Source organism: Amycolatopsis granulosa (genome assembly GCF_011758745.1).
GTDB classification, from domain to species: domain Bacteria; phylum Actinomycetota; class Actinomycetes; order Mycobacteriales; family Pseudonocardiaceae; genus Amycolatopsis_E; species Amycolatopsis_E granulosa.
On record NZ_JAANOV010000001.1, the window covers coordinates 1,587,322 to 1,610,608 of the forward strand.

Below are 23,287 nucleotides of genomic sequence, written 5' to 3' on the forward strand. Positions count from 1 at the left end.
ATGGCCGGATCGGCCGTACAGTCTGCTTTCTGCGGGAGGTGGTGGCGCTTGTACCCGACGGTCGCGGACGTCCTGGCACTGCCGGTGCTGCGGCACGGCCGTCCGAAGGTGGTCGCCGGCGGGAGCGGACTGGACACCCGGGTGCGGTGGGCGCACGTCGCCGAGCTCGCCGACATCGGGCACCTGCTCAAGGGCGGCGAACTGGTCCTGACTACCGGGATCGCGCTGCCGGACGACGCCGAGCAGCTGTCGAAGTACGTGGACGGGCTCGCCGAGGCCGGGGCCGCCGGGCTGGTGGTGGAGCTGGTCCGGCACTGGAACGACGTGCTGCCGCGGGCGCTGGTGGACGCCGCGGCGCGGCACGAACTGCCGCTGATCACCCTGTCCCGGGAGACGCGCTACGTCGCGGTCACCGAGGCGGTGAACGGGCTGATCGTGGACGCCCAGGTCGCCGAGCTCCGGGCGGCCGAGCACGTGCACCAGGTGTTCACCCGGCTCACCGTCGCCGGTGCGGAACCGGCGGAGGTGCTGCGCGAGGTCGCGCGCATGACCGAGCAGCCGGTCGTGCTGGAGACCCTGGCGCACGAGGTGCTCGCCTACGACGCCGCCGGCACCGATCCGGCCGAACTGCTCACCGGCTGGCCGGCCCGCTCCCGCACCGTGCACCTCGGCGAGCGCACCGGCTACCACGCCGAGGCCGGCTGGCTCGTCACGGTCGTCGGGGCGCGCGGGCACGACTGGGGGCGCCTGGTGATCGTGTGCGACGAGCCGCCGCCGGACCGGCACGTCGTGGTCGCCGAGCGGGCCGCGTCGGCACTGGCGGTGCACCGCCTGGTGGCCCGGGAGGCCGACAGCCTGGAGCGGCAGGCCCACCGCGCGGTGCTCGCCGAGCTGATGACCTCACCCGCGCCGTCGCGGGAACTCCTGGCCAGGGCGGCCGCCCTGGGCGCGGCGTTGTCCGGGCGGCTGATCGGCGTCGCCGTCCGGCCGCGGATGACCGCGTCGCCGCGGCAGGCCGCCTCCGCGCCGGTCGTGCTGCGCGACCTGGCGGACACGGTCTCCCTCGCCACGCGCCGGGCCAAGGTGTCCGCGCTGGTGGCGGTCGTCGACGACGTGAGTGTGCGGGCGCTGCTGTCGGTGTCGCGGCAGGCGAACGTGGACGCGGTGCTGCACCGCCTGTCCGCCGAGCTGCGGGCGCGGCCCACGTCGGTGCCGGTCGTGCTGGCGGCCGGCACGGTCGTGGAGAGCGCGGCCGAGGCACGCCGCAGCCTGGTCGAGGCCGCACACGTCGCCGCGGCGGCGCTGCGGTCGGGCGCGGACCGGGAGGTGCACCACCTGCGGGACGTGCGCCTGCGCGGGCTGCTGCACCTGCTCGCCGACGACGAACGGATCCGGGCCTTCGCCGAGCGCGAGCTGGGCCCGCTGTTGTCCCGCGACGCGGCGTCGGGCACCCGCCTGCTCCAGGCCCTGCGGCACTACTGCGAGCACGGGGGCAACAAATCGGCGGCCGCCGCGGCGGCGCACACCTCGCGCACCGCCTACTACCAGCAACTGGCGCGCATCGAAGGAGTACTCGGGGTGCCGCTGGAGGACCCTGAATCGATGCTGTCGCTCTACCTCGCGCTGCTGGCCCACGATCTCACCGAGGATCACCCGGACCGGTAGCACAGTTCCGGTGCCGGAGGGCCGATAACTCCGGTATGCCCTTGTCCGCTCTGGTCCCGGTGGCGGTGTCGGTCCTGGCACTGGCCGCGCCGCCGGCGCACCCGCCCGCCGCCGGCCTGGTGCTCTCCCTCACCGACGCCGGGGGCCGGGTCAGCACCGTCCGCCTCGAGTGCCACCCGGACGGCGGGGACCATCCGGACCCGGCCGGGGCGTGCGCCACCCTGACCACTGTGGACGGCGACTTCGACCGCATCCGGGATGCGGGCGCCGTGTGCCCGATGATCTACAGCCCGGTCACGGCCCGCGCCGGCGGCCACTGGCGCGGCAGGCCGGTGGTCTACGCCCGCACCTACGACAACAAGTGCGCGGCGGGCGCCCGATCCGGTGGGGTCTTCCAATTCTGATTCCGTGTTTCCGCGTTATTGACACGCGGTCACCGGCGGATTGCCCGGGTGCCTGATGCACCGGCCCGCGCCGGGCGCAATCGACACACTGCGTTTCGACGCGGGCAACGGTGAACACTCTGACAGTGCCTCCGCCGCACCGGGGGCGCGCAGGATTCCGCAATGGAACCCACCTCGCAGATCACGCGACCCGACGGCCGGGTGGATCTCCGCGACACCGCGCCGATCCGGGGCAGCCGGTTCTTCAACGACGAGCTGGCTCCGGTACCGGTGGAAAAACGCACCTGGAGCACCTACAACTATTTCGCCCTGTGGATGGGAATGGCGCACAACATTCCCAGCTACGCGCTCGCCGCGTCGTTGATCGCACTGGGGATGAACTGGCTCCAGGCGCTGATCACGATCACCCTGGGCAACCTGATCGTGCTGGTGCCGATGCTGCTCAACAGCCACGCCGGCACCAAGTACGGAATCCCGTTCCCGGTGTTCGCCCGCGCGTTCTACGGCATCCGGGGCGCCAACCTGGCGGCGCTGCTGCGCGCGTTCATCGCGTGCGGGTGGTTCGGCATCCAGACCTGGGTCGGCGGCGAGGCGATCTACATCCTGGTGGGCAAGCTGGCCGGCAACGGCTGGCGGCACGCGGCTGAGGTGGGCGGCCAGCCGTGGACGCTGTGGCTGTCGTTCGGCGTGTTCTGGGTGGTCCAGATGCTGATCATCTGGCGCGGGATGGAGGCCGTGCGGCGGTTCGAGAACTGGACCGCGCCGCTGGTGTCGGCCGGGTTCCTGATCCTGCTCGCCTACGTGCTGATCAAGGCGGGCGGGCTGGGCCCGATCCTCGCCGAGCCGGCGAAGCTGGGCTGGGGCAGCGGGTTCTGGAAGATCTTCGCGCCGTCGCTGATGGCGATGATCGCGTTCTGGTCGACGCTGTCGCTGAACATGCCGGACTTCACCCGGTTCGGCGGCAGCCAGCGCAAGCAGGCCCGCGGCCAGGTGCTCGGCCTGCCGACGACGATGACGTTCATCGCGGTCGTGGCGATCCTGACCACCTCGGGCGGGCAGGTGCTCTACGGCGAGGCGATCTGGGACCCGGCGAGGCTCGCCGACCGGTTCTCCAGCCCGGCGCTGGTCGTGGTGGCGCTGGTCGCGCTGGTGCTCGCGACGATCTCGGCGAACCTGGCCGCGAACGTGGTGAGCCCGTCCTACGACTTCTCCAACGCCTTCCCCAAGCGCATCACCTTCGCCATCGGCGGGCTGCTCACCGGCGTGATCGGCGTGGTGATCATGCCGTGGAAGCTGTACTCCGACCCGAGCATCTACATCTTCGCCTGGCTCGGCTTCTACGGCGGCATCCTCGGCGCGGTCGCCGGGGTGCTGGCGGCCGGCTACTGGGCGATCAAACGCACCAGGCTGGACCTGGCCGCGCTCTACACCGAACACGGGCGGTACTGGTTCCGTGCGGGATGGAACTGGCGGGCGCTGGTGGCCAGCGTCGCGGGTGGGCTGCTGGCGGTCGGCGGCGCCTACACCGCACCGGGTTCGCAGGGCCCGTTCCCCGCCGACGGGCTGATCCCCGTGCTCAAGCCCCTCTACGACTACAGCTGGGTGGCCGGCCTGGCCGGTGCTTTCGTCGTCTACACCGCGCTGTCGTGGGCGCAGCGTCAACCGAAGGAGGAAATCCGTGAGCAATCTGGTCCGAGCCGCGTTGGTACAGCAGCGGTGGACGGGTGACAAGGACTCGATGACCGCGGCCGCCGTCGAGGCGATCGCGTCGGCGGCGTCGCAGGGCGCGCAGGTGGTGTGCCTGCAGGAGCTGTTCTACGGCCCGTACTTCTGCCAGGTGCAGGACGCCGACTACTACTCCTACACCGAGGGCATCCCGGACGGTCCGACGACGAAGCTGCTGCAGGAGGTCGCGGAGCGGCACGGCATCGTGATCGTCGCGCCGATGTACGAGGAGGAGCAGGCCGGCGTCTACTACAACACCGCCGCGGTGATCGACGCCGACGGCCGGTACCTGGGCAAGTACCGGAAGAACCACATCCCGCAGGTCAAGGGGTTCTGGGAGAAGTTCTACTTCCGGCCCGGCAACACCGGCTACCCGGTGTTCGACAGCGCGGTCGGCCGCATCGGTGTCTACATCTGCTACGACCGGCACTTCCCGGAGGGCTGGCGCGCGCTCGGCCTGGCCGGCGCGAAGATCGTGTTCAACCCGTCGGCGACCAGCCGTGGCCTGTCGCAGTACCTGTGGCGGCTGGAGCAGCCGGCGGCGGCCGTGGCCAACGAGTACTACGTCGGCGCGATCAACCGCGTCGGGGTAGAGCCGTTGGGCGACAACGACTTCTACGGCCAGAGCTACTTCGCCGACCCGCGCGGCGAACTCGTCGGCGACGCGGCCGCCGACGACAAGGACGAGGTCGTCGTGCGCGACCTGGACATGGACAAGCTGAGCGAGGTCCGCGACCTCTGGCAGTTCTACCGCGACCGCCGGCCGGACTCCTACGACCCGATCGTGGCACCGTAAGGGGGATCGATGCGCACGCTGATCCAGGGCGGCACCGTGCTGTCCACCACCGGGGCGAGCCGCGCGGACGTGCTCGTCGAGGGCGAGACGATCGCCGCGGTCGCCGCGCCCGGGCTGTTCGGCACCGCCGACGAGGTGATCGACGCGACCGGGAAGTACGTGCTGCCCGGCGGGATCGACGCCCACACGCACATGGAGATGCCGTTCGGCGGCACGTTCTCCCACGACACGTTCGAGACCGGGACGATCGCCGCGGCGTGGGGCGGCACCACCACGATCATCGATTTCGCGGTGCAGCCCAAGGGATCGACGCTGCAACCGACGCTGGACAAGTGGCACGAGAAGGCCGACGGCAACTGCGCCGTGGACTACGGGTTCCACATGATCCTGTCCGATGTCAACGACACGACCCTGAAGGAGATGCAGGCCTGCATCGACGCCGGGGTGTCCAGCTTCAAGATGTTCATGGCCTATCCGGGCGTGTTCTACTCCACCGACGGCGAGATCCTGCGCGCGATGCAGCAGGCGAGGCAGACCGGCGCCACGATCATGATGCACGCGGAGAACGGCATCGCGATCGACCAGCTGGTGGCGCAGGCGCTGGCCGCCGGCAAGGGCGATCCGGTGCAGCACGGGCTGACCCGGCCGCCGGAGCTGGAGGGCGAGGCGACCTCGCGCGCGATCCGGCTCGCGGAGGTCACCGGCGCACCGCTGTACATCGTGCACCTGTCGGCGTCGCAGGCGCTGGCCGCGGTCGCCCAGGCGCGCGACAGCGGGCAGAACGTGTTCGCCGAGACGTGCCCGCAGTACCTGTACCTGTCCATCGAGGACCTGGCGAAGCCGGGCTTCGAGGGCGCGAAGTACGTCGCTTCCCCGCCGCTGCGGGAGAAGTGGCACCAGGGCGACCTGTGGCGCGGGCTGCGCACCAACGACCTGTCGGTGGTGTCGACCGACCACTGCCCGTTCTGCTTCAAGGACCAGAAGGAGCTCGGCCGCGGGGACTTCAGCAAGATCCCCAACGGCATGCCGGGTGTGGAGCACCGGATGGACCTGTTGCACCAGGGCGTGGTGGCGGGCGAGATCTCGCTCGGCCGCTGGGTCGAGGCGTGCTCCACGACGCCGGCGCGCATGTTCGGGCTGTACCCGCGCAAGGGCGTGATCGCCCCGGGTTCGGACGCCGACATCGTGGTCTACGACCCGGCGGCGAAGCAGACCCTCTCGGCGCGGACGCACCACATGAACGTGGACTACTCGGCGTACGAGGGGTTCGAGATCACCGGCAAGGTGGAGACGGTGCTCTCGCGCGGCAGGGTGGTCGTGTCGCCGTCCGGGTTCAGCGGCAGCACCGGGCACGGGAAGTTCCTGTCCCGCGATCTGTGCCAGTACCTGAACTAGGGAGCGCGTGATGGACTTCGGTGTGGTGCTGCAGACCGACCCGCCCGCACGGGAGGTGGTCCGGCTGATGAAGGCCGCGGAGGACTGCGGGTTCGGCTACGGCTGGACCTTCGACTCCGTGGTGCTGTGGCAGGAGCCGTTCGTCATCTACTCCCAGATCCTCGCCGCCACCTCGGCGATGACGGTCGGGCCGATGGTCACCAGCCCCGGCACGCGGGACTGGTCGGTGCTCGCGTCGCTGTTCGCCACGCTCAACGACATGTTCGGCAACCGCACGGTGTGCGGGATCGGGCGCGGTGACTCGGCGCACCGGGTGATCGGCAAACGTCCGTCCACTTTGGCCACCGTGCGGGACGCGATGCACGTGGTCAAGGAGCTGGCCGAGGGCCGGGAGGTCGTGCTCGGCGACGCGCCGGTGCGCATCCCGTGGGTGCGGGGCGGGCGGCTGGAGATGTGGATGGCGGGCTACGGGCCGAAGGCGCTGCAGCTGGCCGGTGAGCACGCCGACGGGTTCATCCTGCAGTGCGCCGACCCGGCGATCGCCGAGTAGACCATCGGGTCGGTACGGGAGGCGGCGCGGGCGGCCGGGCGGGACCCCGCGGGCATCACGATCTGCGTCGCCGCACCCGCCTACGTCGGCGACGACCTGCCGCACCAGCGCGACCAGCTGCGGTGGTTCGGCGGGATGGTCGGCAACCACGTCGCCGACCTGGTGGCGCGCTACGGCGAGTCCGGCCCGGTGCCGCACGAGCTGACCGATTACATCCGTGAGCGGCACGGCTACGACTACAGCCACCACGGCAAGGCGGGCAACCCGTCGACGGAGTTCGTCCCGGACGAGATCGTCGACCGGTTCTGCCTGACCGGGCCGGCGGGGGCGCACCTCACCCGGTTACAGGAACTGGCCGCGCTGGGGGTCGACCAGTTCGCCGTGTACCTGATGCACGACCAGCGGGAACGGACCCTGCACGCCTACGGCGCGGACATCATCGGCGAGCTCGCCCGGTGACCGGGCGCCGCGGTCGCGGCGCCCGGTCAGTCCACGACCGCCTGGTACACGAGCTGCCGCAGGTACTGCCGGATCGGGTGGGTGCTGGAGGGCAGCAGCTGGGTGAAGAACAGTGCGGTGATCCCCTGCGCCGGGTCGACCCAGAACGCCGTGCTCGCCGCGCCACCCCAGGCGTACTCCCCCTTGCTGGACAGGGTTTTCGCCGCGACCGGGTCCGTCAGCACGGAGAACCCGAGGCCGAAGCCGAAGCCGTGGAAGGGCATTTCGGCGAACAAGGGCCGCCCGTAGGCCTCCAGGTCGGCACCGCCCGGCAGGTGGTTGCTCGCCATCAGGTCGACGGTGCGCGGCCCGAGCAGGCGGACACCGTCGAGCTCGCCGCGGCCGAGCAGGAACTGGGTGAACCGGTGGTAGTCGGCGGCGGTGGAGACCAGGCCGCCGCCGCCGGACAGGCAGGCCGGTTTCTCCTGCCCGGTCCGGCCGAACGCGTCGTTGCGGACGGCCTTGCCGGTGGACGGGTCGGGCACGTACAGCGCGGCGAGCTTGTCCACCGAGTCGGTGGCGAACCCGGTGCCGTTCATGCCCAGCGGCTCGAAGATGCGCCGGGCGAAGAACTCGTCGAGCGGCCGGCCGGACACGACCTCGACGAGCCGGCCGAGCACGTCGGTGGCGACGGAGTAGTTCCACTCCGCGCCCGGCTGGAAGACCAGCGGCAGCCCGGCCCACCGCCGGGTGCACTCGGCGAGATCGGCGCCGGGCGGCGTGCCCCATTCGAAACCGTGCGCGCGGTAGATCGCATCGACCGGGTGGGCGTGGTGGAAGCCGTAGGTGAGCCCGGCGGTGTGGGTGAGCAGGTGCCACACGCGGATCGGCTCGGTGGCCGGTTCGGTCACCGGTTTGAGGGCCGAGCCCTTGACGAACACGCGCGGTTCGGCGAACTCCGGGAGCCAGCGCGCGATCGGGTCGGTGAGCTCGAAGGCGCCCTCCTCGTACAACATCATCGCCGCGACGGAGGTGATCGGCTTGGTCATGGAGAAGATGCGCCAGCGGGTGTCCACCTCGACGGGGAGACCCGCCTCGACGTCCCGGTGGCCCCGCTGTGCGACGTAGGCGATCTTCCCGTGCCGCGCGACCACGGCGAGCCAGCCGGGCAGCAGCCCGTCATCGACGTAGCGGGCGAAATGCCGCTCGATCCGCTCCAGCCGCCGCGCGTCGAATCCCGCTTCCGCGGGATCGGTGTCCACCTTCAGCTCCGTCGCCATGCAGCCGTTGTACCCGAGTAGGGGTGACCGGGACCAGCCGCGAAGCCGGTGAATGGTGCGCGATACTGGGATTGAACCAGTGACCTCTACCGTGTCAAGGTAGCGCTCTCCCGCTGAGCTAATCGCGCGTGGAGCGGACGACGGGATTCGAACCCGCGACCCTCACCTTGGCAAGGTGATGCGCTACCAGCTGCGCTACGTCCGCGTGACGGGCCGGAACCCGCCGGGGAAGACAATAGCCGATGCCCGGGACGGCCCGCGCAACCACCCGGGGTGATCAACCGAGTCCGCGCGTGGGATCCCCACGAGGTGGATCAGCAGCTTGGGCGGGTCCGGCCGAATGGGTGACGTGGACCGGATCGATCGAAGTAACTGTTTCCCGGCAAGCCGCCGCAAACCCGGCAATGCGGTAGTGATGGGACAGGCCGCGCCGCGGCAGGCAGTGCGGGGACACGACCGAGGGGATGAGCACTCGTGGGCAGAACCGGCAGGACCTTGTTCGCCGTGGCTTCGGTCGCGGTGGCCGTCGCGACCGGCACCACCACCGCGCACGCCGACCCCGCCTCGACGATGCCGCTGGGGCCGGCACCGAACTGCGTGGAAACCGATCTGACGGACGGCAAGCTCGATGACTACGTGTGGGTGACCAACAAGTGCCCGTACCGGTTGCGGCTCAAGGTCGTCCTCGCGTTCGCGACCGACAAGCCGTGCGACAGTTACGAGCCGAACACCGGCAGGCTCTACTACTGGCCCTACCCGGGCCGTTTCGACGGCGTGGTCACCTGCTAGCCGCTCACCATCTGGGGCGGAAGCCGGGCCGTCCCTACGCCTGGGACCGCGGGAGGGATCCAGCCGTCCCCGCGGCGGCCTCGGCGGCACGCTCCGCCGCCTTCTCCGCGCGCCACTCCTCGTCGGTCCGGCCGCGCCGCCAGTAGCCCGAGATCGACAGCAGGTCCTTGCGCACCCCGCGCTCGTTGAGCAGGTACCGGCGCAGCTCCCGCACGAACCCGGCCTCGCCGTGGACGAACGCCTGCACCGTGCCCGCGGGGAAGTCCAGGGCGCGCACCGCGGCCACCAGGTCATCCCCTGCGGAGCGGTGCAGCCACCGGATCTGCGCGTCACCCTTGGTGGCCAGCGGCTGCTCCTCGGCCGGATCGGCCACCTCGACGAACACCCGGACCGGAACCCCGGCCGGCATCATCTCCAGCGCGACCGCGATCGCCGGCAGGGCGCTCTCGTCGCCGGCCAGCAGGTGCCAGTCCGCCTCGTCGCCCGGCGCGTACGCCCCGCCCGGACCGGTCAGCAGCAACTCGTCGCCCGGCTGGGCGGCCGCGGCCCACGGCCCGCCCAGCCCCTGGTCGCCGTGGTGCACGAAGTCCAGCGCCAGCTCACCGGCATCGGGGTCGAAGTAACGCACGGTGTAGGTCCGCATGACCGGCCACTGCTCGCGCGGCAGCTCGGCGCGGACGGCCTCCAGGTCGAACGGTTCCGGGTACGCCACGCCCGGGCGCGGGAACAGCACCTTCACGTACGCGTCGGCGAACCCGTTCGGCTGGAAGCCGGCCAGCCCCGGCCCGCCGGCGACGATGCGGATCATGTGCGGGGTCAGCCGCTGGGTGCGCAGCACCCGCAACCGGACCGCCGGCCGGGACCTGCCTGCCATACCGCGCTCCTCACTCGCCTTCGGGATCTGGGTGGTTAGGCTACCCTAATCCGGACGAGAGAAACCCGGGCGCCCGCTAACGCGCGGCGGCGGAGGCGGCGATCGCGTCCACCACCGCCTGGCTGCCGCTTTCCGTCTCCACGGTGAGCTCCGTGTCCTGGTCGAGCTGGCGACGCACCGATTTGACCGGCACGGGAGGCAGCGACGTGAACGTCGGCGCCGGAACGCTCGCCGGCTCAGCTGCCGTCACGAAGTAGCACCGGCCGTCCCCATGTCCTGATGAAGGGGCGGGAACCTCGGCCGGGCACAGCGTCAGTGACTCCCTGTGACTGCTTCCCAATCGTTCCCGGACGGTGAACCCCGCAGGCACGCGCAGGGCGCGCAGCGGCGTCGGCAAGATCGACGGCACCCACCGGACGGAATCGGCTATCGCCTGCCTCTGCTCGGGCGGTAACCCACTCGTGGACCACACGCTGACCACCTGACCAGACTCCAGCCGCCGCTCCACCTTGCCTCTGCTATTGCCCTCCAGTTGAGCGTCCGGTCCCGCGGCGACGACCCTGACCTCCACTTGCTCGAGCTCCCGTCCACCGCGCCACTCGTAATACGCGGTCGCCCAGGCACCGAAGGTAGACCAGTTGGTCAACGTGAACCCCGGTGGCACGTCGACGGTGAACGGCAGCACCGGCGCCGGGAGCGGCACGTCGGCCGTCCCGGCGGCGGCCTCGATCGACTCCGGCTCGGCACCGGGGCGCAGCAGGCTCATCCCGGCGCCCACGCCGGCGATCACGACCGCCACCGCGGCCACCGCCCCGGCCACGCGCCGCCGGGTGCGGCGCCGCCGGATGCGGCCGTGTGCCCCGGCGAGCATCGCGTCGGGGTCGGGCGCGAGCGCTTCCCGCGTCCGCAGCGCTTCCCGCAGTCCCCGCAGGTCGGACATGATCAGGCCACCTCCATCTCGGCGCCGAGGCGAACCCGCAGCACGGACAGGCCGCGAGAGATGTGACTGCGCACGGTGCCCACCGCGCAGCCGAGGACCGAGGCGATCTCGTGATCGTCCCGGTCCTCGTAGAACCGCAGCACGATGGCGGCCTGCTGGGAGCGGCTCAGCCCCGCCAGCAGCTCCTTCAACTGCGCGCCGTCGGCGATGCGCCCGGCCGGGTCGGCGGTGCGCGGTTCGCGGAACCAGGTCGGGTCGGCCACCGACCGCACGGCCCGCTGGTACCAGCGGCGCCGCCACGACAGGTGCCCGTTGACGACCATCTTCCGCAGGTACAGGTCCGGGCGATCGGCGCCGGTGATGCGGGCCCACTGGGTGTGGGCCCGCACCAGCGCCTCCTGCACCAGGTCCTGGGCCAGCTCCGGGTCCCCGGTCAGGACCGCCGCGAACCGCACCAGCCCCGGCAGCTGCTCGCGGGCGAAGTCGTCGAAGTGCACGCTCAGCAGATGCCGGCACCCGGGCCACCGGTTGCAGTCGGTCAGCCGTTCGGGCCGAGATGAGACCTAGATCACTCCAGGGCGGCTGCGTGGTTCGCGGGACTGGTGAAGCGCAGCACGTCGCCGTCGTCGGCGACGCACGTGAAGCCGGCCGCTTCGAGCACCCGCACCGAGGCCGGGTTGCTCCGCTCGACCTGCGCGGACACGCTGCGCACCTGCGGCGAGCCGAGCGCGAACCGGGTCAGGGCGACGGTGGCCTCGGCGGCGTAGCGGCGGCCGCGGCGGCTCGGCACGATGCCGTAGCCGATCTCCACGGTGCCGTCCTCGGGCGGCCAGAACAGGCCGATCGAACCGACCACCTCACCGGTGGCCCGCTCGACCACGAGGTGGTGCCCGAATTCGGTGAGCCAGTCCGGCCGCTCGGCGAGCAACCCGGCGATCACGACATCCCCTTCCGCGGGGAAGTCGGGCGCCCAGCCCTGGTGGCGCTCACCGGCGCGGACGGCGGCGGCCTCCGCCTCGGTCCACGGACGCAGCAGCAGACGATCAGTAATCAGGGACAAGGAGAACTCCTGGTGAGAGAAAATGGGCAGGCGAAAGACGGCCGCTGACAGGCATATTCCCGACCTCCCGAAGTCACCAGGTTGTCCCGGGAAGGTAGCAGGGCCGGCAGCGGCCGGGCGACCGAATTGATCAGGCCGCCAGCCGCCGCACCAGGCCGTCGGCCAGCAGGCGCCCGCGGAAGGTCAGCACGCACCGCCCGTTGTCCGCGAACGCGGCCGCGTCCAGCAGACCTTCGGCCACCGCCGCCTCGGCCTCGCGCAACCCCGGCGCGTCCAGCGCCGACACCGGCAGCCCCTCGGCCAGCCGCAGCTCCAGCATGATCCGCTCGAACGCCTGTTCCCCGGCGGTCAGCACCTCGCGGCCGGCCTCGGGTGCCGCACCGTCCGCCAGCACGGACGCGTACCGCGCCGGGTGCTTCACGTTCCACCAGCGCACGCCGCCGACGTGGCTGTGCGCGCCCGGCCCCGCACCCCACCAGTCGCCGCCCCGCCAGTAGCCCAGGTTGTGCCGGCAGGCGGCGGCTTCCGACGCCGCCCAGTTCGACACCTCGTACCAGCTCAGCCCGGCTCCGGACAGCACCGAGTCGATCAGTTCGTAGTCCGCGGCCAGCACGTCCTCGTCCGGCGCGGGCAGCTCGCCCCGCCGCACCCGCCGGGCCAGCGCGGTGCCGTCCTCGACGATCAGCGAGTACGCCGACACGTGGTCGACCCCGGCTTCGAGCACCGCGTCGAGCGAGGCACGCAGGTCCGAAGCCCGCTCCCCCGGCGTGCCGTAGATCAGGTCGAGGTTCACGTGCTCGAACCCGGCCGCCGTGGCCTCCTTGGCGGCGGCGACCGCCCGGCCGGGCGTGTGCGTGCGGTCCAGCACCCGCAGCACGTGCGGCGCGGCCGACTGCATGCCCAGCGAGACGCGGGTGTACCCGGCCGCGCGGATCGCCGTGAAGAACTCCGGCGACGTCGACTCCGGGTTCGACTCCGTGGTCACCTCGGCGCCGGGCGCCAGGCCGAACGCATCCCGCACCGCGTCCAGCACGGCCGCCAGCCCGTGGGCCCCCAGCAGTGACGGGGTGCCGCCGCCGACGAACACGGTCTCGGCGGCCGGGGCGGTGCCCAGCGCCCGCGCGCCCAGGTCCAGCTCGCGCCGCAGCCCCTCCAGCCACGACTCCGGCGAGGCGCTCGTGCCCAGCTCACCCGCGGTGTAGGTGTTGAAGTCGCAGTACCCGCAGCGGGTCGCGCAGAAGGGTACGTGCACGTACACGCCGAAGGGTCGCGTCCCCAGTCCGGCCAGCGCGTGCTCCGGCAGCGTGAACGCCGCCGGCGCGGAAGTCTCACTCACGTCGTCCAGTGTCCCTGATCCGGTCCGCCGACCGGCTGGGCGGAGATATTTTCAGCGTGACGCGTATCCCAGCATGCGGTGCGGGCTGGACCACATCCTCAGCAGCGTGGCACGCTGAGGCGGTGACTTCTGCCGGAGTGCTCCTCGTGGTGCGTCGCCACGTCGACTTCCGGCGTGTCGCGAGCGCCCTGTGCCGCGAGACGAACTGACGCCGCCACCCGCCACCCCAGCTAGGACGAGCGGGCGCCGTCACGCCGCGGACTGCCGACTCCCCACCACGGGTTCGACCAGGGCTTTTCCGTGCGCACGGCGCCTTCGCGAGAGCCCCGGAAGGACTCGAACATGGCTTCGCCGACGCGCGACAACCCGGCCGCCGCCCGGACCCCGCGAGCCCGGCAGCGTCGTGGTGAGGGCCAGTGGGCCCTCGGCTACCGCGAACCGCTGAACCCGAACGAGCGCTCCAAGAAGGACGACCATCCGCTCAACGTTCGATCGCGGATCGAAAACATCTACGCCAACGGCGGCTTCGCCTCGATCGACCCGGGCGACCTGCGTGGCCGCTTCCGCTGGTACGGCCTCTACACCCAGCGCAAGCCCGGGATCGACGGTGGCCGCACCGCGACGCTGGAGCCGGAGGAGCTGGACGACGAGTACTTCATGCTCCGCGTCCGCATCGACGGCGGTGTCCTGACCACCGAGCAGCTCGCGGTGATCGGCGAGGTCTCGCAGACCTACGCCCGCGACACCGCCGACATCACCGACCGGCAGAACATCCAGTACCACTGGATCCGGATCGAGGACATGCCCACGATCTGGGAGAAGCTCGAGGGCGTCGGCCTCACCACGATGACGGCCTGTGGCGACAGCCCGCGCGTCATGCTCGGCTCCCCGGTGGCCGGGATCGCCGAGGACGAGATCGTCGACGGCACCCCGGCATTGGACGAGATCAAGCGCCGCTACCTGGGCAAGCCCGAATACGCGAACCTGCCGCGCAAGTTCAAGACCGCGGTGTCCGGTTTGCCGGACGTGGCCCACGAGATCCACGACGTCGCGTTCGTCGGCGTGCGCCACCCCGAGCACGGCCCCGGCTTCGACGTGTGGGTCGGCGGCGGCCTGTCCACCAACCCGATGATCGGCCAGCGGCTCGGCGCGTGGGTGCCCTCCGACGAGGTGCCCGAGGTGTGGGAAGGCGTCATCGGCATCTTCCGCGACTACGGCTACCGCCGCCTGCGGTCCCGCGCCCGGTTGAAGTTCCTGGTCAAGGACTGGGGCGCCGCGAAGTTCCGTGAGGTTCTCGAATCCGAGTACCTCAAGCGGAAGCTGATCGACGGCCCGGCGCCCGAGGTGCCCGCGGTGCAGCGCGACCACGTCGGTGTGCACAAGCAGAAGGACGGCAAGTTCTACGTCGGCGCCGCCCCCATCGCCGGCCGGGTGTCCGGCTCGACCCTGATCAACGTCGCCAAGGCGGCCGAGCGCGCCGGCTCCAGCCGGGTGCGGCTGACGCCGCTGCAGAAACTGCTCGTCCTCGACGTCGCCGCCGAGGACGTCGCGGGGCTGCGGTCCGAGCTCGCCGAGCTGGGCCTGCCGACCGACGCGAGCCCGTGGCGGCGGGGTGTGATGGCCTGCACCGGGATCGAGTTCTGCAAGCTCGCGATCGTGGAGACCAAGGTCCGCGCCAAGGAGCTGGTGGCCGCGCTGGAGGAACGCCTGGCCGGCATCCAGGACCAGGTGGACAACCCGGTCAGCGTGCACATCAACGGCTGCCCGAACTCGTGCGCCCGCATCCAGACCGCGGACATCGGCCTCAAGGGCCAGATCGTGACCGACGACGACGGCAACCAGGTCGAGGGCTTCCAGGTGCACCTGGGCGGCGGGCTCGGGCTGGACGCCGGGTTCGGCCGGAAGCTGCGCGGCCACAAGGTGACCGGCGACGAGCTGATCGACTACGTCGAGCGGGTCGTGCGCAACTACCTGAGCCAGCGCGACGAGGGCGAGCGCTTCCCGCAGTGGGTGGCCCGCGCCGACGAGGCCGACCTGCGATGACGGCACCGTCCGAACGGGCGACGCCGTTCCACTGCCCGTACTGCGGGGACGAGGACCTGCGTCCGGAGGAAGGCGGGGCCTGGCTGTGCGGCGCGTGCCGCCGCGTGTTCACCGTCAAGTTCATCGGGCTGCGCTTGGGAGAAGGAGCGAACGAGTGACCACCGCGACGAGGACCGGGGAACTGAAAGCACTGGCGGAGAAGGCGTCCGCCGAGCTGGCCGGCGCGACCGCCCTGGAGGCGCTGCGCTGGACCGCGGAGACCTTCGGCGACGACTTCATCGTCGCCTCCAACATGCAGGACGCGGTGCTCATCGACCTCGCCACCCAGGTGAAGTCCGATGTGGACATCCTGTTCCTGGAGACCGGCTACCACTTCGCCGAGACGATCGGCACCCGGGACGCGGTGGCGACCGTCTACCCGGACGTGCGGATCGTCAACGCCGCCGCCGAGCAGACCGTGGCGCAGCAGGACGCCGAGCACGGCCCGAAACTGCACGAGCGGGACCCGAACCTGTGCTGTCACCTGCGCAAGGTGGTGCCGCTGCGCACGACACTGGCGAACTACTCGGCGTGGGTCACCGGGGTGCGCCGGGTGGACGCGCCGACCCGGGCGAACACCCCGATCGTGACCTGGGACGAGCGCAACGGCCTGGTCAAGGTGAACCCGATCGCGCCGTGGACCGACGAGGAGTTCAACGCCTACATCGACGAGCACGGCATCCTGCAGAACCCACTGGTGGGTGAGGGATACCTGTCGATCGGCTGCGCGCCGTGCACCGCCAAGGTGGCGCCGGGGGCCGATCCCCGCAGCGGCCGGTGGGCCGGCAAGTCCAAGACCGAGTGCGGCCTGCACGCGTAGGGAGAGGGAATTGACGACTACGGCGCACGTGAACTCGGCGGCGGTGCCCGACCTGGACAACCTGGCCGCGCTGGAATCCGAAGCCATCCACATCTTCCGTGAAGTGGCGGGTGAGTTCGACCGGCCGGTGATCCTGTTCTCCGGCGGCAAGGACTCGACGTTGCTGCTGCACCTGGCGATCAAGGCGTTCTGGCCGGCACCGGTGCCGTTCCCGCTGCTGCACGTCGACACCGGGCACAATTTCGACGAGGTCATCGCGTTCCGCGACCACGTCGTGGAGAAGCACGGCCTGCGGCTGATCGTCGCGAAGGTCCAGGACTGGATCGACGACGGGCGCCTGGCGGAACGGCCCGACGGCACCCGGAACCCGTTGCAGACGCAGCCATTGCTGGACACGATCGCGGAGCACAAGTTCGACGCGGTGTTCGGCGGCGGGCGCCGCGACGAGGAGCGGGCGCGCGCCAAGGAGCGGATCTTCAGCCTGCGCAACGCCTTCGGGCAGTGGGACCCGCGCCGCCAGCGTCCCGAATTGTGGAACCTCTACAACGGCAGGCACCGTCCGGGGGAACATGTGCGGGTGTTCCCGCTCTCCAACTGGACCGAAGCCGATGTGTGGAACTACATCGCCCGTGAACAGGTGGAGCTGCCCTCGATCTACTACGCGCACCGGCGCAGGGTCTTCAAGCGCGACGGCATGTGGCTGACCGAGGGGCCGTGGGGCGGTCCGCGCGACGGTGAGGAGGTGACGGAGCTGACGGTGCGCTACCGCACGGTCGGTGACGGCTCCTGCACCGGCGCGGTCGAGTCGACGGCGTCCACCGTCGACGAGGTGATCGCCGAGGTGCTGGCGAGCCGGCTCACCGAGCGCGGCGCCACCCGGGCCGACGACCGCCTGTCGGAGGCCGCCATGGAGGACCGCAAGCGGGAGGGTTACTTCTGATGAGCTCGTTGCTGCGCCTGGCCACGGCCGGGAGCGTGGACGACGGCAAGTCCACTCTGGTCGGCCGTCTGCTCTACGACACCAAGTCGGTCCTGGCCGACCAGCTGGACGCGGTCACCCGCGCCAGCGTCGACCGTGGTCTGTCCACTCCGGACCTCTCGCTGCTCGTCGACGGGCTGCGCTCGGAACGCGAGCAGGGCATCACGATCGACGTCGCCTACCGCTACTTCGCCACCCCGAAGCGCTCGTTCGTGCTCGCCGACACCCCGGGGCACGTGCAGTACACCCGCAACACGGTCACCGGGGCTTCCACGGCGCAGCTGGCGGTACTGCTGGTCGACGCGCGCAAGGGCGTGATCGAGCAGACCCGCCGGCACGCCGCGGTGCTCGCGCTGCTCGGCGTGCCGCGCCTGGTACTGGCGGTGAACAAGATCGACCTGGTCGACCACGACGAGGAGACCTTCCGGGTCATCGCGAAGGAGTTCACCGACCACGCCACGTCCCTGGGTTACGCCGACGGATCGGTGCTGACGATCCCGGTGTCCGCCCTGGCGGGGGACAACGTGGTCGAGCGCTCGGCGCGCACCCCCTGGTACAGCGGCCCCACCCTGCTGGAGCACCTGGAGACCGTGCCGGTCGCGCCGGACCCGCACGACGCGCCGTTCCGCTTCCCGGTGCAGTACGTGATCCGGCCGCGCACGCCCGAGTACCCGGACTACCGCGGCTACGCCGGTCAGGTCGCGGCGGGCACCGTGCGGCCCGGGGACGAGGTGGTCGTGCTGCCCGCGGGCCTGCGCACCACGGTCGAGCGGATCGACACGCCGGACGGCGAGCTGGCCGAGGCCGGCGCCGGCCGGTCGGTGACGCTGGTGCTGGCCGACGACCTGGACATCGCGCGTGGTGACGTGATCGCGGTGGCGGGTTCGGCCCCGGTGCCCGCCGACGAGCTGGACGCGACGCTCGCCTGGCTGTCGGAGAAGCCGCTGCGCCCGGGCGCGCGCGTGCTGGTCAAGCACGGTGCGCGCACGGTGCAGGCGTTCGTGGAGGAGTTGTCCTCCCGCTTCGACGAGCAGAAGCTGTCCACTGTGGAGTCCCCGGAGACGTTGCAGCTCAACGAGATCGGCCGCGCCAGGGTCCGCCTCGCGGAGCCGTTGCCGGTCGACGAGTACGAGGTGAGCCGGCGCACCGGCGCCTTCCTGGTGATCGACCCGGCCGACGGCACCACGCTGGCGGCCGGGATGGTCGGTGCGCCGCTTCCCGTGCTGCGCAGCGACCGGGACGTGGTTTCCCCCGGCCCGTGACTCCCCATCCCCAACCGAAAGGTCCGCCCGTGAAAACCATGCGACGCAGCATTCGTGTCGTGGCTCTGGCAGCAGCAGCGTTGTCCACGCTGGCCGTGGTCACCGGATGTTCGCGGGCGGACCGTTCGGAGGGGACCGCGGCGGCGGCCGATCAGGGCCCCGCCGGTGAGGTCCGGCTGGGGTACTTCCCCAACGTCACCCACGCCTCCGCGCTGATCGGGCTGGACCAGAACCTGTTCGCCCAGCACCTCGGGAACACCAAGCTGGTGCCGACCAAGTTCAACGCCGGCCCGGAAGAGGTGAACGCGCTGCTCGGCGGCTCGCTGGACATCGGCTTCATCGGCTCCGGCCCGGCCATCAACGCCTACGCCCAGTCCGGCGGCGAGGCGGTGCGGCTCATCGCGGGCGCCACCTCCGGCGGCGCGCAGCTGGTGGTGAAGCCGGAGATCAACACCCCGCAGGACCTGCAGGGCAAGACCGTGGCCTCACCGCAGCTGGGCAACACGCAGGACGTCTCGCTCAAGAAGTGGGTTGCCGACCAGAAACTGACCGGCGTGAACGTGCAGAACATCGACAACGCGCTGACGCTGGACCAGTTCAAATCCGGCGCCATCCAGGGCGCGTGGCTGCCCGAGCCGTGGGCGTCCCGCCTGGTGCTCGAGGCCGGTGCGAAGGTCCTGGTCGACGAGAAGAGCCTGTGGCCGGGCGGGCAGTTCCCCACCACGGTGCTGATCGTGCGCACCCAGTTCCTGCAGCAGCACCCCGCCACCGTCACCGCGGTCCTGCAGGGCCTGCTGGACGCGAACACGCTGGCAGGGACCGATCCGGCAAAGGCGAAGGCCGCGGTGAACACCCAGTTGCAGCAGCTCACCGGCAAGGCGCTCACCGCACCGGTGCTCGACCGCGCCTGGCAGGGCATCCAGCTCACCACCGACCCGCTGGCGGCGCAGTTCCCGCAGCTGGCCCAGGACCAGGTGACCGCCGGGGTGAAGAACAAGGCGCCCGCACTCGGCGGGTTCGCCGACCTGGCCCTGCTCGACGCCGTGCTCGCCCAGGCCGGCAAGCCGCCCGTCAGCGCCGCCGGCCTGGACAAGAAGTAGGAGGTTGCTCATGACCGCCACGCTGGGGCGTCCACCGGTGGAACCCGCCACCGGGCACGCCGTGCGGCTGTCCGGGGTGCACAAGAGCTTCGGGCAGGGACGCGACGCGGTGACCGCGCTCGCCGGCGTCGACCTCGACGTGGCGCCGGGCGAGTTCGTCTGCCTGCTCGGCGCGTCCGGTTGCGGCAAGACCACCCTGCTGAACCTGATCGCGAACCTCGACCGGCCGACCGCCGGTGCGATCGAGCTGACCACGTCCCGGCCGGCGGTCATGTTCCAGGAGGCGGCGCTCATGCCGTGGCTGACCGCCGCGGCGAACGTCGAGCTGCCGCTGAAACTGGCCGGGATGGGCCGCGCCGAGCGCCGGACCCGCACCGGCGAACTGCTGGAACTGGTGCGGTTGTCCGGTGTCGGCGGCAAGCGACCGCACGAGCTGTCCGGCGGCATGCGGCAGCGGGTGGCGCTGGCGCGCGCGCTCGCCTCGGCCACCCACACCGACGACGGTGAGCAGCGCCCGTCGCTGCTGCTGATGGACGAACCGTTCTCCGCGCTGGACGCCATCACCCGGGACGTGCTGCAGGCCGAGCTGGTGCGCATCTGGGAGGCGACCGGCACCGCGGTGGTGTTCGTGACGCACGACGTGCGCGAGGCGGTCCGGCTGGGTCAACGGGTCGTGCTGCTGTCGTCGCGACCGGGCAAGGTCGTGCAGCAGTGGCGGGTCGACGGGCTGACCGGGCAGGACGAGGTCACCGCCGTGGACGTGATCAACCGCCGCTTGCGTGAGGTGATCAGCAGCCATGCCGCCGCTTGAGGGTCCGGCCGCGGAACCGGACGCCGCGGCGGTCGAAGCCGGCCTCGACGCGCTGGACACCCCGGCCCGGCCGGTGGAGAAGGCGGGTGGCTGGCGCCGGTTCGCCCGCTCCGTGCTGCCGCCGGTGGCGTTCCTGGTGCTGGTGATCGTGCTCTGGCAGGCGTTGTGGGCCGCCGCGTTCTGGCCGGAGTACCAGCTGCCCGCGCCGCTCGCGGTGTGGGACGAGCTGTGGTCGCAGTTCAGCAGCGCCCGCGCGTTCGGGTTCGTGTGGACCTCGGTGCACCGCGCGGTGCTGGGGTTCCTCATCGCGATCGTGATCGCCACCCCGCTCGGGCTGCTGGTCGCCAAGGTGCGGCTGGTGCGCGCCGGGATCGGCCCGTTCCTGTCCGGCCTGCAGAGCCTGCCGTCGGTGGCGTGGGTGCCGGCCGCGGTGCTGTGGTTCGGGGTCGAGCCGGCCGCGATGTACGTCGTGCTGCTGCTGGGCAGCGTGCCCTCGATCGCGAACGGCCTGGTGGCCGGCATCGACCAGATCCCGCCGATCCTGCCGCGGGTGGGCAAGGTGCTCGGCGCGGGGCGGCTGGCGTCGGCGCGGCACATCCTGCTGCCCGCGGCCCTGCCGGGCTATCTGGCCGGGTTGAAGCAGGGGTGGGCGTTCTCCTGGCGGTCGCTGATGGCGGCGGAGATCATCGCCACGTCCCCGTTGCTGGGCAAGGGGCTGGGCGCCTACCTCGACGACGGCCGGTTCCTCAACGACATGTCGACGGTGATCGCCGCGATCGTGTTGATCCTGCTCGTCGGTGTCGGCATCGAGCTGCTCGTGTTCCGGCCGGTGGAGCGGTCCGTGCTGCGGGCCCGCGGACTGAACGGGTCGTTGTGATCCCGCTCGTCGCCGTCGCGCACGGCAGCCGGGATCCACGGTCGGCGGCGACCGTGCGGGCGCTCGTGCGCCGGGTCGCGGCGCCCGGGCTCGACGTGCGGGTGTCGTTCCTCGACCTGTCCGCCCCGTTGGTGACCGACGTGCTGCGGGACCTCGTGCGCGCGGGGCACCGCGAGGCCGTGGTGGTGCCGTTGCTGCTCGGCAGCGCCTTCCACGCGCGGGTCGACCTGCCCGCGCTGGTGGCCGAGGTGCCCGAGCTGCGCGTGACGATCGCCGACGTGCTCGGCGCGGACCTGGAGGCGGTCGCGTTCGACCGGCTCGCCGCGGTGGCGGACGTGTCGGATCCGGAGCTGGGTGTGGTGCTGGCCGCGGTCGGTTCGTCCCGGCCGGCGGCGAACGAGGCGGTCGCCGCGCTGGCCCGCCGGTGGCAGTCGCGGCACGGGTTCCCCGCGGTGGCGGCGTTCGCCAGCGCCGCGAAGCCGGACGTGCCGGCGGCGATCGCGAAGCTGCGCGCCCGCGGTGCGCGACGGATCGCCGTCGCGTCCTGGTTCCTCGCGCCCGGGTTGCTGCCCGACCGTATCGCGGAGCAGGCACGCGCCGCCGACCCGTCCGTCGTCCTCGCCGGCCCGCTGGCGGATGATCGCCGCGTGGCGGAGCTGGTGCTCGCGCGGTACACCACCGGCTTGGCCGCTGCGCGGTGGTCGGCCTGAGCCGTACGGTGGGTGGGGTGAAGATCCGGATCGGGGTCGGGCTGGGCGCGGAGACGCCGCCCGCGGAGCTCCCGGGACTCGTGGACCGTCTGGAGGCCGCCGGGGTGGACTCGGTGTGGTTCTCCGAGCAGGTGTACTCCGACGCGGTCGACCCGTTCATCGGGATGGCGCATGCGCTTGCGCGGACGTCGCGGCTGAAGGCGGGCACGTCGGTGGCGGTCCTGCCCGGGCGCCACCCGGTGCTGGTGGCCAAGCAGATCGCCGCGCTGGCGGCGCTGGCGCCCAAGCGCGTGCTGCCGGTGTTCGGCCTGCGCCCGGCGCGGCGCGGCGAGCGGGACCTGTTCGAGGTTCCGGCCGGTTCACGAGCCGCGGTGTTCGACGAGTCGCTGCGGTTGCTGCGCGCGGCGTTGTCGGGTGCCGGGGACTTCGCCGGCGAGTTCTGGAAGCTGGACGGAATTTCCGTCGGGCCGCTGCCGCCCCGGCCGGTGGACATCTGGCTCGGCGGCAGTGCGCCCGCGGCGTTCCGGCGGATCGGCCGGTACGGCGACGGATGGCTGGGCAGTTTCCTCTCCCCCGCCGAAGCGCGGCGGGGGCGCGCGGAGATCGAGGCCGCCGCGGCCGCGGCGGGCCGCGAGATCGAACCGGACCACTACGGGATGAGCCTGCTGCTCAGCGAGGACGGCATCCCACCCGAACTGGCCGCCGCGACGCGGCAACGCCGCCCGGACACCGACCCGGCCGACGTGATCGCCACGAGCTGGCCCGCGCTCCACCGTCTCCTCGACGCCCACCTCGAAGCCGGCCTGACGAAGTTCGTGATCTACCACCGGGGCGGGTCGTCCGAGGAGTTCCTGGACCGCTTCGCCGAGGAACTGCTGCCCCGGCAGAACTGACGCCTACCGCACCTTCGGCAGCAGCGGCTCCAGCCGCTCCGCCAGCGCCTGGGCGTCCACGCACGCCTGCGGATCGCGTGGGCCGGTGGCGAGTGTCATCAGCACGAGAGCGCGCGCATGCTCACCCACCTCGACCGCAATGGCACAGCCGCCCAGCGGCATGGCAGCCTGCATGGCGCGACGTCCGTTGATCGAGGTCTGCACAGCCGCGACGTTCCGTTGCGCGAACTCATTGAGTCCCTGAACAGGATCAAGGGCCAGACTGTCGGTAGCGGCACCCGGTTTCGTCGCCGTGCATTCGTTTCGCCTGGTCTTGTTCTCCCCTGGAGCGTAACCCTGACCGGCGTTGAGCCGGTCCAGAACCTGACAAGCATTCAAGGTCGCGAACACGTTCGCGGTCGGAGTGGCATTCGCCCCAGACGCTGGCGATGGCGTCCCCGCCACTGTGGCAGTGCAAGCGGCTGTAGTAAGCCCCAGGGCAATGACCGCCACCGCCTGGAG

The 23,287-nt window shown here is 71.5% G+C and carries 24 protein-coding genes, 2 tRNA genes and 1 pseudogene; 18 read left to right on the forward strand and 9 right to left on the reverse strand.

The annotated features are described in order from the left end of the window. Positions 1-48 precede the first annotated feature (48 nt). The 6 genes and pseudogenes from FHX45_RS07600 to FHX45_RS07625 all read left to right on the forward strand — a co-directional run bounded on the left by FHX45_RS07600 (position 49) and on the right by FHX45_RS07625 (position 6,994). Entirely contained in the window at positions 49-1,665 is a 1,617-nt protein-coding gene (locus FHX45_RS07600) for a PucR family transcriptional regulator (RefSeq protein WP_167097957.1), read from the forward strand. Between the two features lie 35 nt (positions 1,666-1,700). After that, complete coding sequence (locus FHX45_RS07605) at positions 1,701-2,069, forward strand: SSI family serine proteinase inhibitor (RefSeq protein ID WP_167097959.1); 369 nt, start codon at positions 1,701-1,703, stop codon at positions 2,067-2,069. Between the two features lie 162 nt (positions 2,070-2,231). After that, positions 2,232-3,797 (forward strand): NCS1 family nucleobase:cation symporter-1, encoded by a 1,566-nt coding sequence (locus FHX45_RS07610; protein ID WP_167097961.1) that lies wholly within the window; start codon positions 2,232-2,234, stop codon positions 3,795-3,797. Then, positions 3,748-4,590: a nitrilase-related carbon-nitrogen hydrolase gene (locus tag FHX45_RS07615; RefSeq protein ID WP_167097963.1), complete on the forward strand. Its 843-nt coding sequence runs from the start codon at positions 3,748-3,750 to the stop codon at positions 4,588-4,590. Before FHX45_RS07610 ends, FHX45_RS07615 begins: the two co-directional genes overlap by 50 nt. A 9-nt stretch (positions 4,591-4,599) precedes the next feature. Further along, entirely contained in the window at positions 4,600-5,985 is a 1,386-nt protein-coding gene (gene hydA, locus FHX45_RS07620) for a dihydropyrimidinase (RefSeq protein WP_167097965.1), read from the forward strand. Positions 5,986-5,995: 10 nt separating this feature from the next. Next, positions 5,996-6,994 (forward strand): annotated as a pseudogene (locus FHX45_RS07625) (TIGR03842 family LLM class F420-dependent oxidoreductase). 26 nt (positions 6,995-7,020) lie between these two features. On the opposite strand, the gene FHX45_RS07630 reads toward FHX45_RS07625, so the two are convergent. From FHX45_RS07630 to FHX45_RS07640, 3 genes are all read right to left on the reverse strand, one after another. Further along, positions 7,021-8,253, reverse strand: coding sequence for a serine hydrolase domain-containing protein (locus tag FHX45_RS07630; RefSeq protein ID WP_167097967.1), 1,233 nt, complete (start codon positions 8,251-8,253; stop codon positions 7,021-7,023). Between the two features lie 53 nt (positions 8,254-8,306). Next, positions 8,307-8,381 (reverse strand) — tRNA-Val (locus tag FHX45_RS07635). Between the two features lies 1 nt (position 8,382). Continuing rightward, a tRNA-Gly gene (locus tag FHX45_RS07640) sits at positions 8,383-8,458 on the reverse strand. 299 nt (positions 8,459-8,757) lie between these two features. Here FHX45_RS07640 and FHX45_RS07645 point away from each other — a divergent pair. Continuing rightward, positions 8,758-9,042 (forward strand): hypothetical protein, encoded by a 285-nt coding sequence (locus tag FHX45_RS07645; RefSeq protein ID WP_167097969.1) that lies wholly within the window; start codon positions 8,758-8,760, stop codon positions 9,040-9,042. Positions 9,043-9,076: 34 nt separating this feature from the next. On the opposite strand, the gene FHX45_RS07650 is transcribed toward FHX45_RS07645, so the two are convergent. The 5 genes from FHX45_RS07650 to hemW all read right to left on the reverse strand — a co-directional run bounded on the left by FHX45_RS07650 (position 9,077) and on the right by hemW (position 13,252). Continuing rightward, entirely contained in the window at positions 9,077-9,916 is an 840-nt protein-coding gene (locus tag FHX45_RS07650) for a siderophore-interacting protein (RefSeq protein ID WP_167097971.1), read from the reverse strand. 76 nt (positions 9,917-9,992) lie between these two features. Further along, positions 9,993-10,856 (reverse strand): hypothetical protein, encoded by an 864-nt coding sequence (locus tag FHX45_RS07655; RefSeq protein ID WP_167095803.1) that lies wholly within the window; start codon positions 10,854-10,856, stop codon positions 9,993-9,995. 2 nt (positions 10,857-10,858) lie between these two features. Beyond that, positions 10,859-11,353 carry a SigE family RNA polymerase sigma factor gene (locus FHX45_RS07660; protein WP_167097973.1) on the reverse strand — a complete coding sequence of 165 codons (495 nt, stop codon included), beginning with the start codon at positions 11,351-11,353 and terminating at the stop codon, positions 10,859-10,861. Between the two features lie 71 nt (positions 11,354-11,424). Then, positions 11,425-11,916, reverse strand: a complete 492-nt coding sequence (locus tag FHX45_RS07665; protein WP_243868953.1) for a GNAT family N-acetyltransferase — start codon at positions 11,914-11,916, stop codon at positions 11,425-11,427. Positions 11,917-12,046: 130 nt separating this feature from the next. Beyond that, entirely contained in the window at positions 12,047-13,252 is a 1,206-nt protein-coding gene (gene hemW, locus FHX45_RS07670) for a radical SAM family heme chaperone HemW (RefSeq protein ID WP_424923794.1), read from the reverse strand. Between the two features lie 137 nt (positions 13,253-13,389). Between hemW and FHX45_RS28710 the strand changes: the two genes are divergently transcribed. From FHX45_RS28710 to FHX45_RS07720, 11 genes are all read left to right on the forward strand, one after another. After that, complete coding sequence (locus tag FHX45_RS28710) at positions 13,390-13,461, forward strand: putative leader peptide (RefSeq protein ID WP_354708697.1); 72 nt, start codon at positions 13,390-13,392, stop codon at positions 13,459-13,461. A gap of 133 nt (positions 13,462-13,594) precedes the next feature. Beyond that, entirely contained in the window at positions 13,595-15,295 is a 1,701-nt protein-coding gene (locus FHX45_RS07675; RefSeq protein ID WP_167097975.1) for a nitrite/sulfite reductase, read from the forward strand. Further along, a complete protein-coding gene (locus FHX45_RS07680) occupies positions 15,292-15,453 on the forward strand; it encodes an Insertion element protein (RefSeq protein ID WP_167097977.1) in 162 nt (53 codons plus the stop codon). Before FHX45_RS07675 ends, FHX45_RS07680 begins: the two co-directional genes overlap by 4 nt. Further along, on the forward strand, positions 15,450-16,154 hold the full coding sequence (locus FHX45_RS07685; protein ID WP_167097979.1) for a phosphoadenylyl-sulfate reductase: 705 nt from the start codon (positions 15,450-15,452) through the stop codon (positions 16,152-16,154). The genes FHX45_RS07680 and FHX45_RS07685 overlap by 4 nt, the downstream gene beginning before the upstream one ends. Positions 16,155-16,164: 10 nt before the next feature. Then, on the forward strand, positions 16,165-17,094 hold the full coding sequence (gene cysD, locus FHX45_RS07690; RefSeq protein WP_208405842.1) for a sulfate adenylyltransferase subunit CysD: 930 nt from the start codon (positions 16,165-16,167) through the stop codon (positions 17,092-17,094). Then, positions 17,094-18,395 carry a sulfate adenylyltransferase subunit 1 gene (locus tag FHX45_RS07695; protein ID WP_167097981.1) on the forward strand — a complete coding sequence of 434 codons (1,302 nt, stop codon included), beginning with the start codon at positions 17,094-17,096 and terminating at the stop codon, positions 18,393-18,395. The genes cysD and FHX45_RS07695 overlap by 1 nt, the downstream gene beginning before the upstream one ends. 38 nt (positions 18,396-18,433) lie before the next feature. After that, positions 18,434-19,495 (forward strand): ABC transporter substrate-binding protein, encoded by a 1,062-nt coding sequence (locus FHX45_RS07700; RefSeq protein WP_208405843.1) that lies wholly within the window; start codon positions 18,434-18,436, stop codon positions 19,493-19,495. 10 nt (positions 19,496-19,505) lie between these two features. Beyond that, a complete protein-coding gene (locus tag FHX45_RS07705; protein WP_167097983.1) occupies positions 19,506-20,306 on the forward strand; it encodes an ABC transporter ATP-binding protein in 801 nt (266 codons plus the stop codon). Further along, positions 20,293-21,183 carry an ABC transporter permease gene (locus FHX45_RS07710; protein WP_167097985.1) on the forward strand — a complete coding sequence of 297 codons (891 nt, stop codon included), beginning with the start codon at positions 20,293-20,295 and terminating at the stop codon, positions 21,181-21,183. The genes FHX45_RS07705 and FHX45_RS07710 overlap by 14 nt, the downstream gene beginning before the upstream one ends. After that, a complete protein-coding gene (locus tag FHX45_RS07715) occupies positions 21,180-21,893 on the forward strand; it encodes a CbiX/SirB N-terminal domain-containing protein (protein WP_167097988.1) in 714 nt (237 codons plus the stop codon). Before FHX45_RS07710 ends, FHX45_RS07715 begins: the two co-directional genes overlap by 4 nt. A 17-nt stretch (positions 21,894-21,910) precedes the next feature. Then, entirely contained in the window at positions 21,911-22,786 is an 876-nt protein-coding gene (locus FHX45_RS07720; RefSeq protein ID WP_167097990.1) for a TIGR03854 family LLM class F420-dependent oxidoreductase, read from the forward strand. Positions 22,787-22,789: 3 nt separating this feature from the next. On the opposite strand, the gene FHX45_RS07725 is transcribed toward FHX45_RS07720, so the two are convergent. Further along, positions 22,790-23,176 (reverse strand): DUF3558 domain-containing protein, encoded by a 387-nt coding sequence (locus FHX45_RS07725; RefSeq protein WP_167097992.1) that lies wholly within the window; start codon positions 23,174-23,176, stop codon positions 22,790-22,792. Positions 23,177-23,287: the final 111 nt, after the last annotated feature.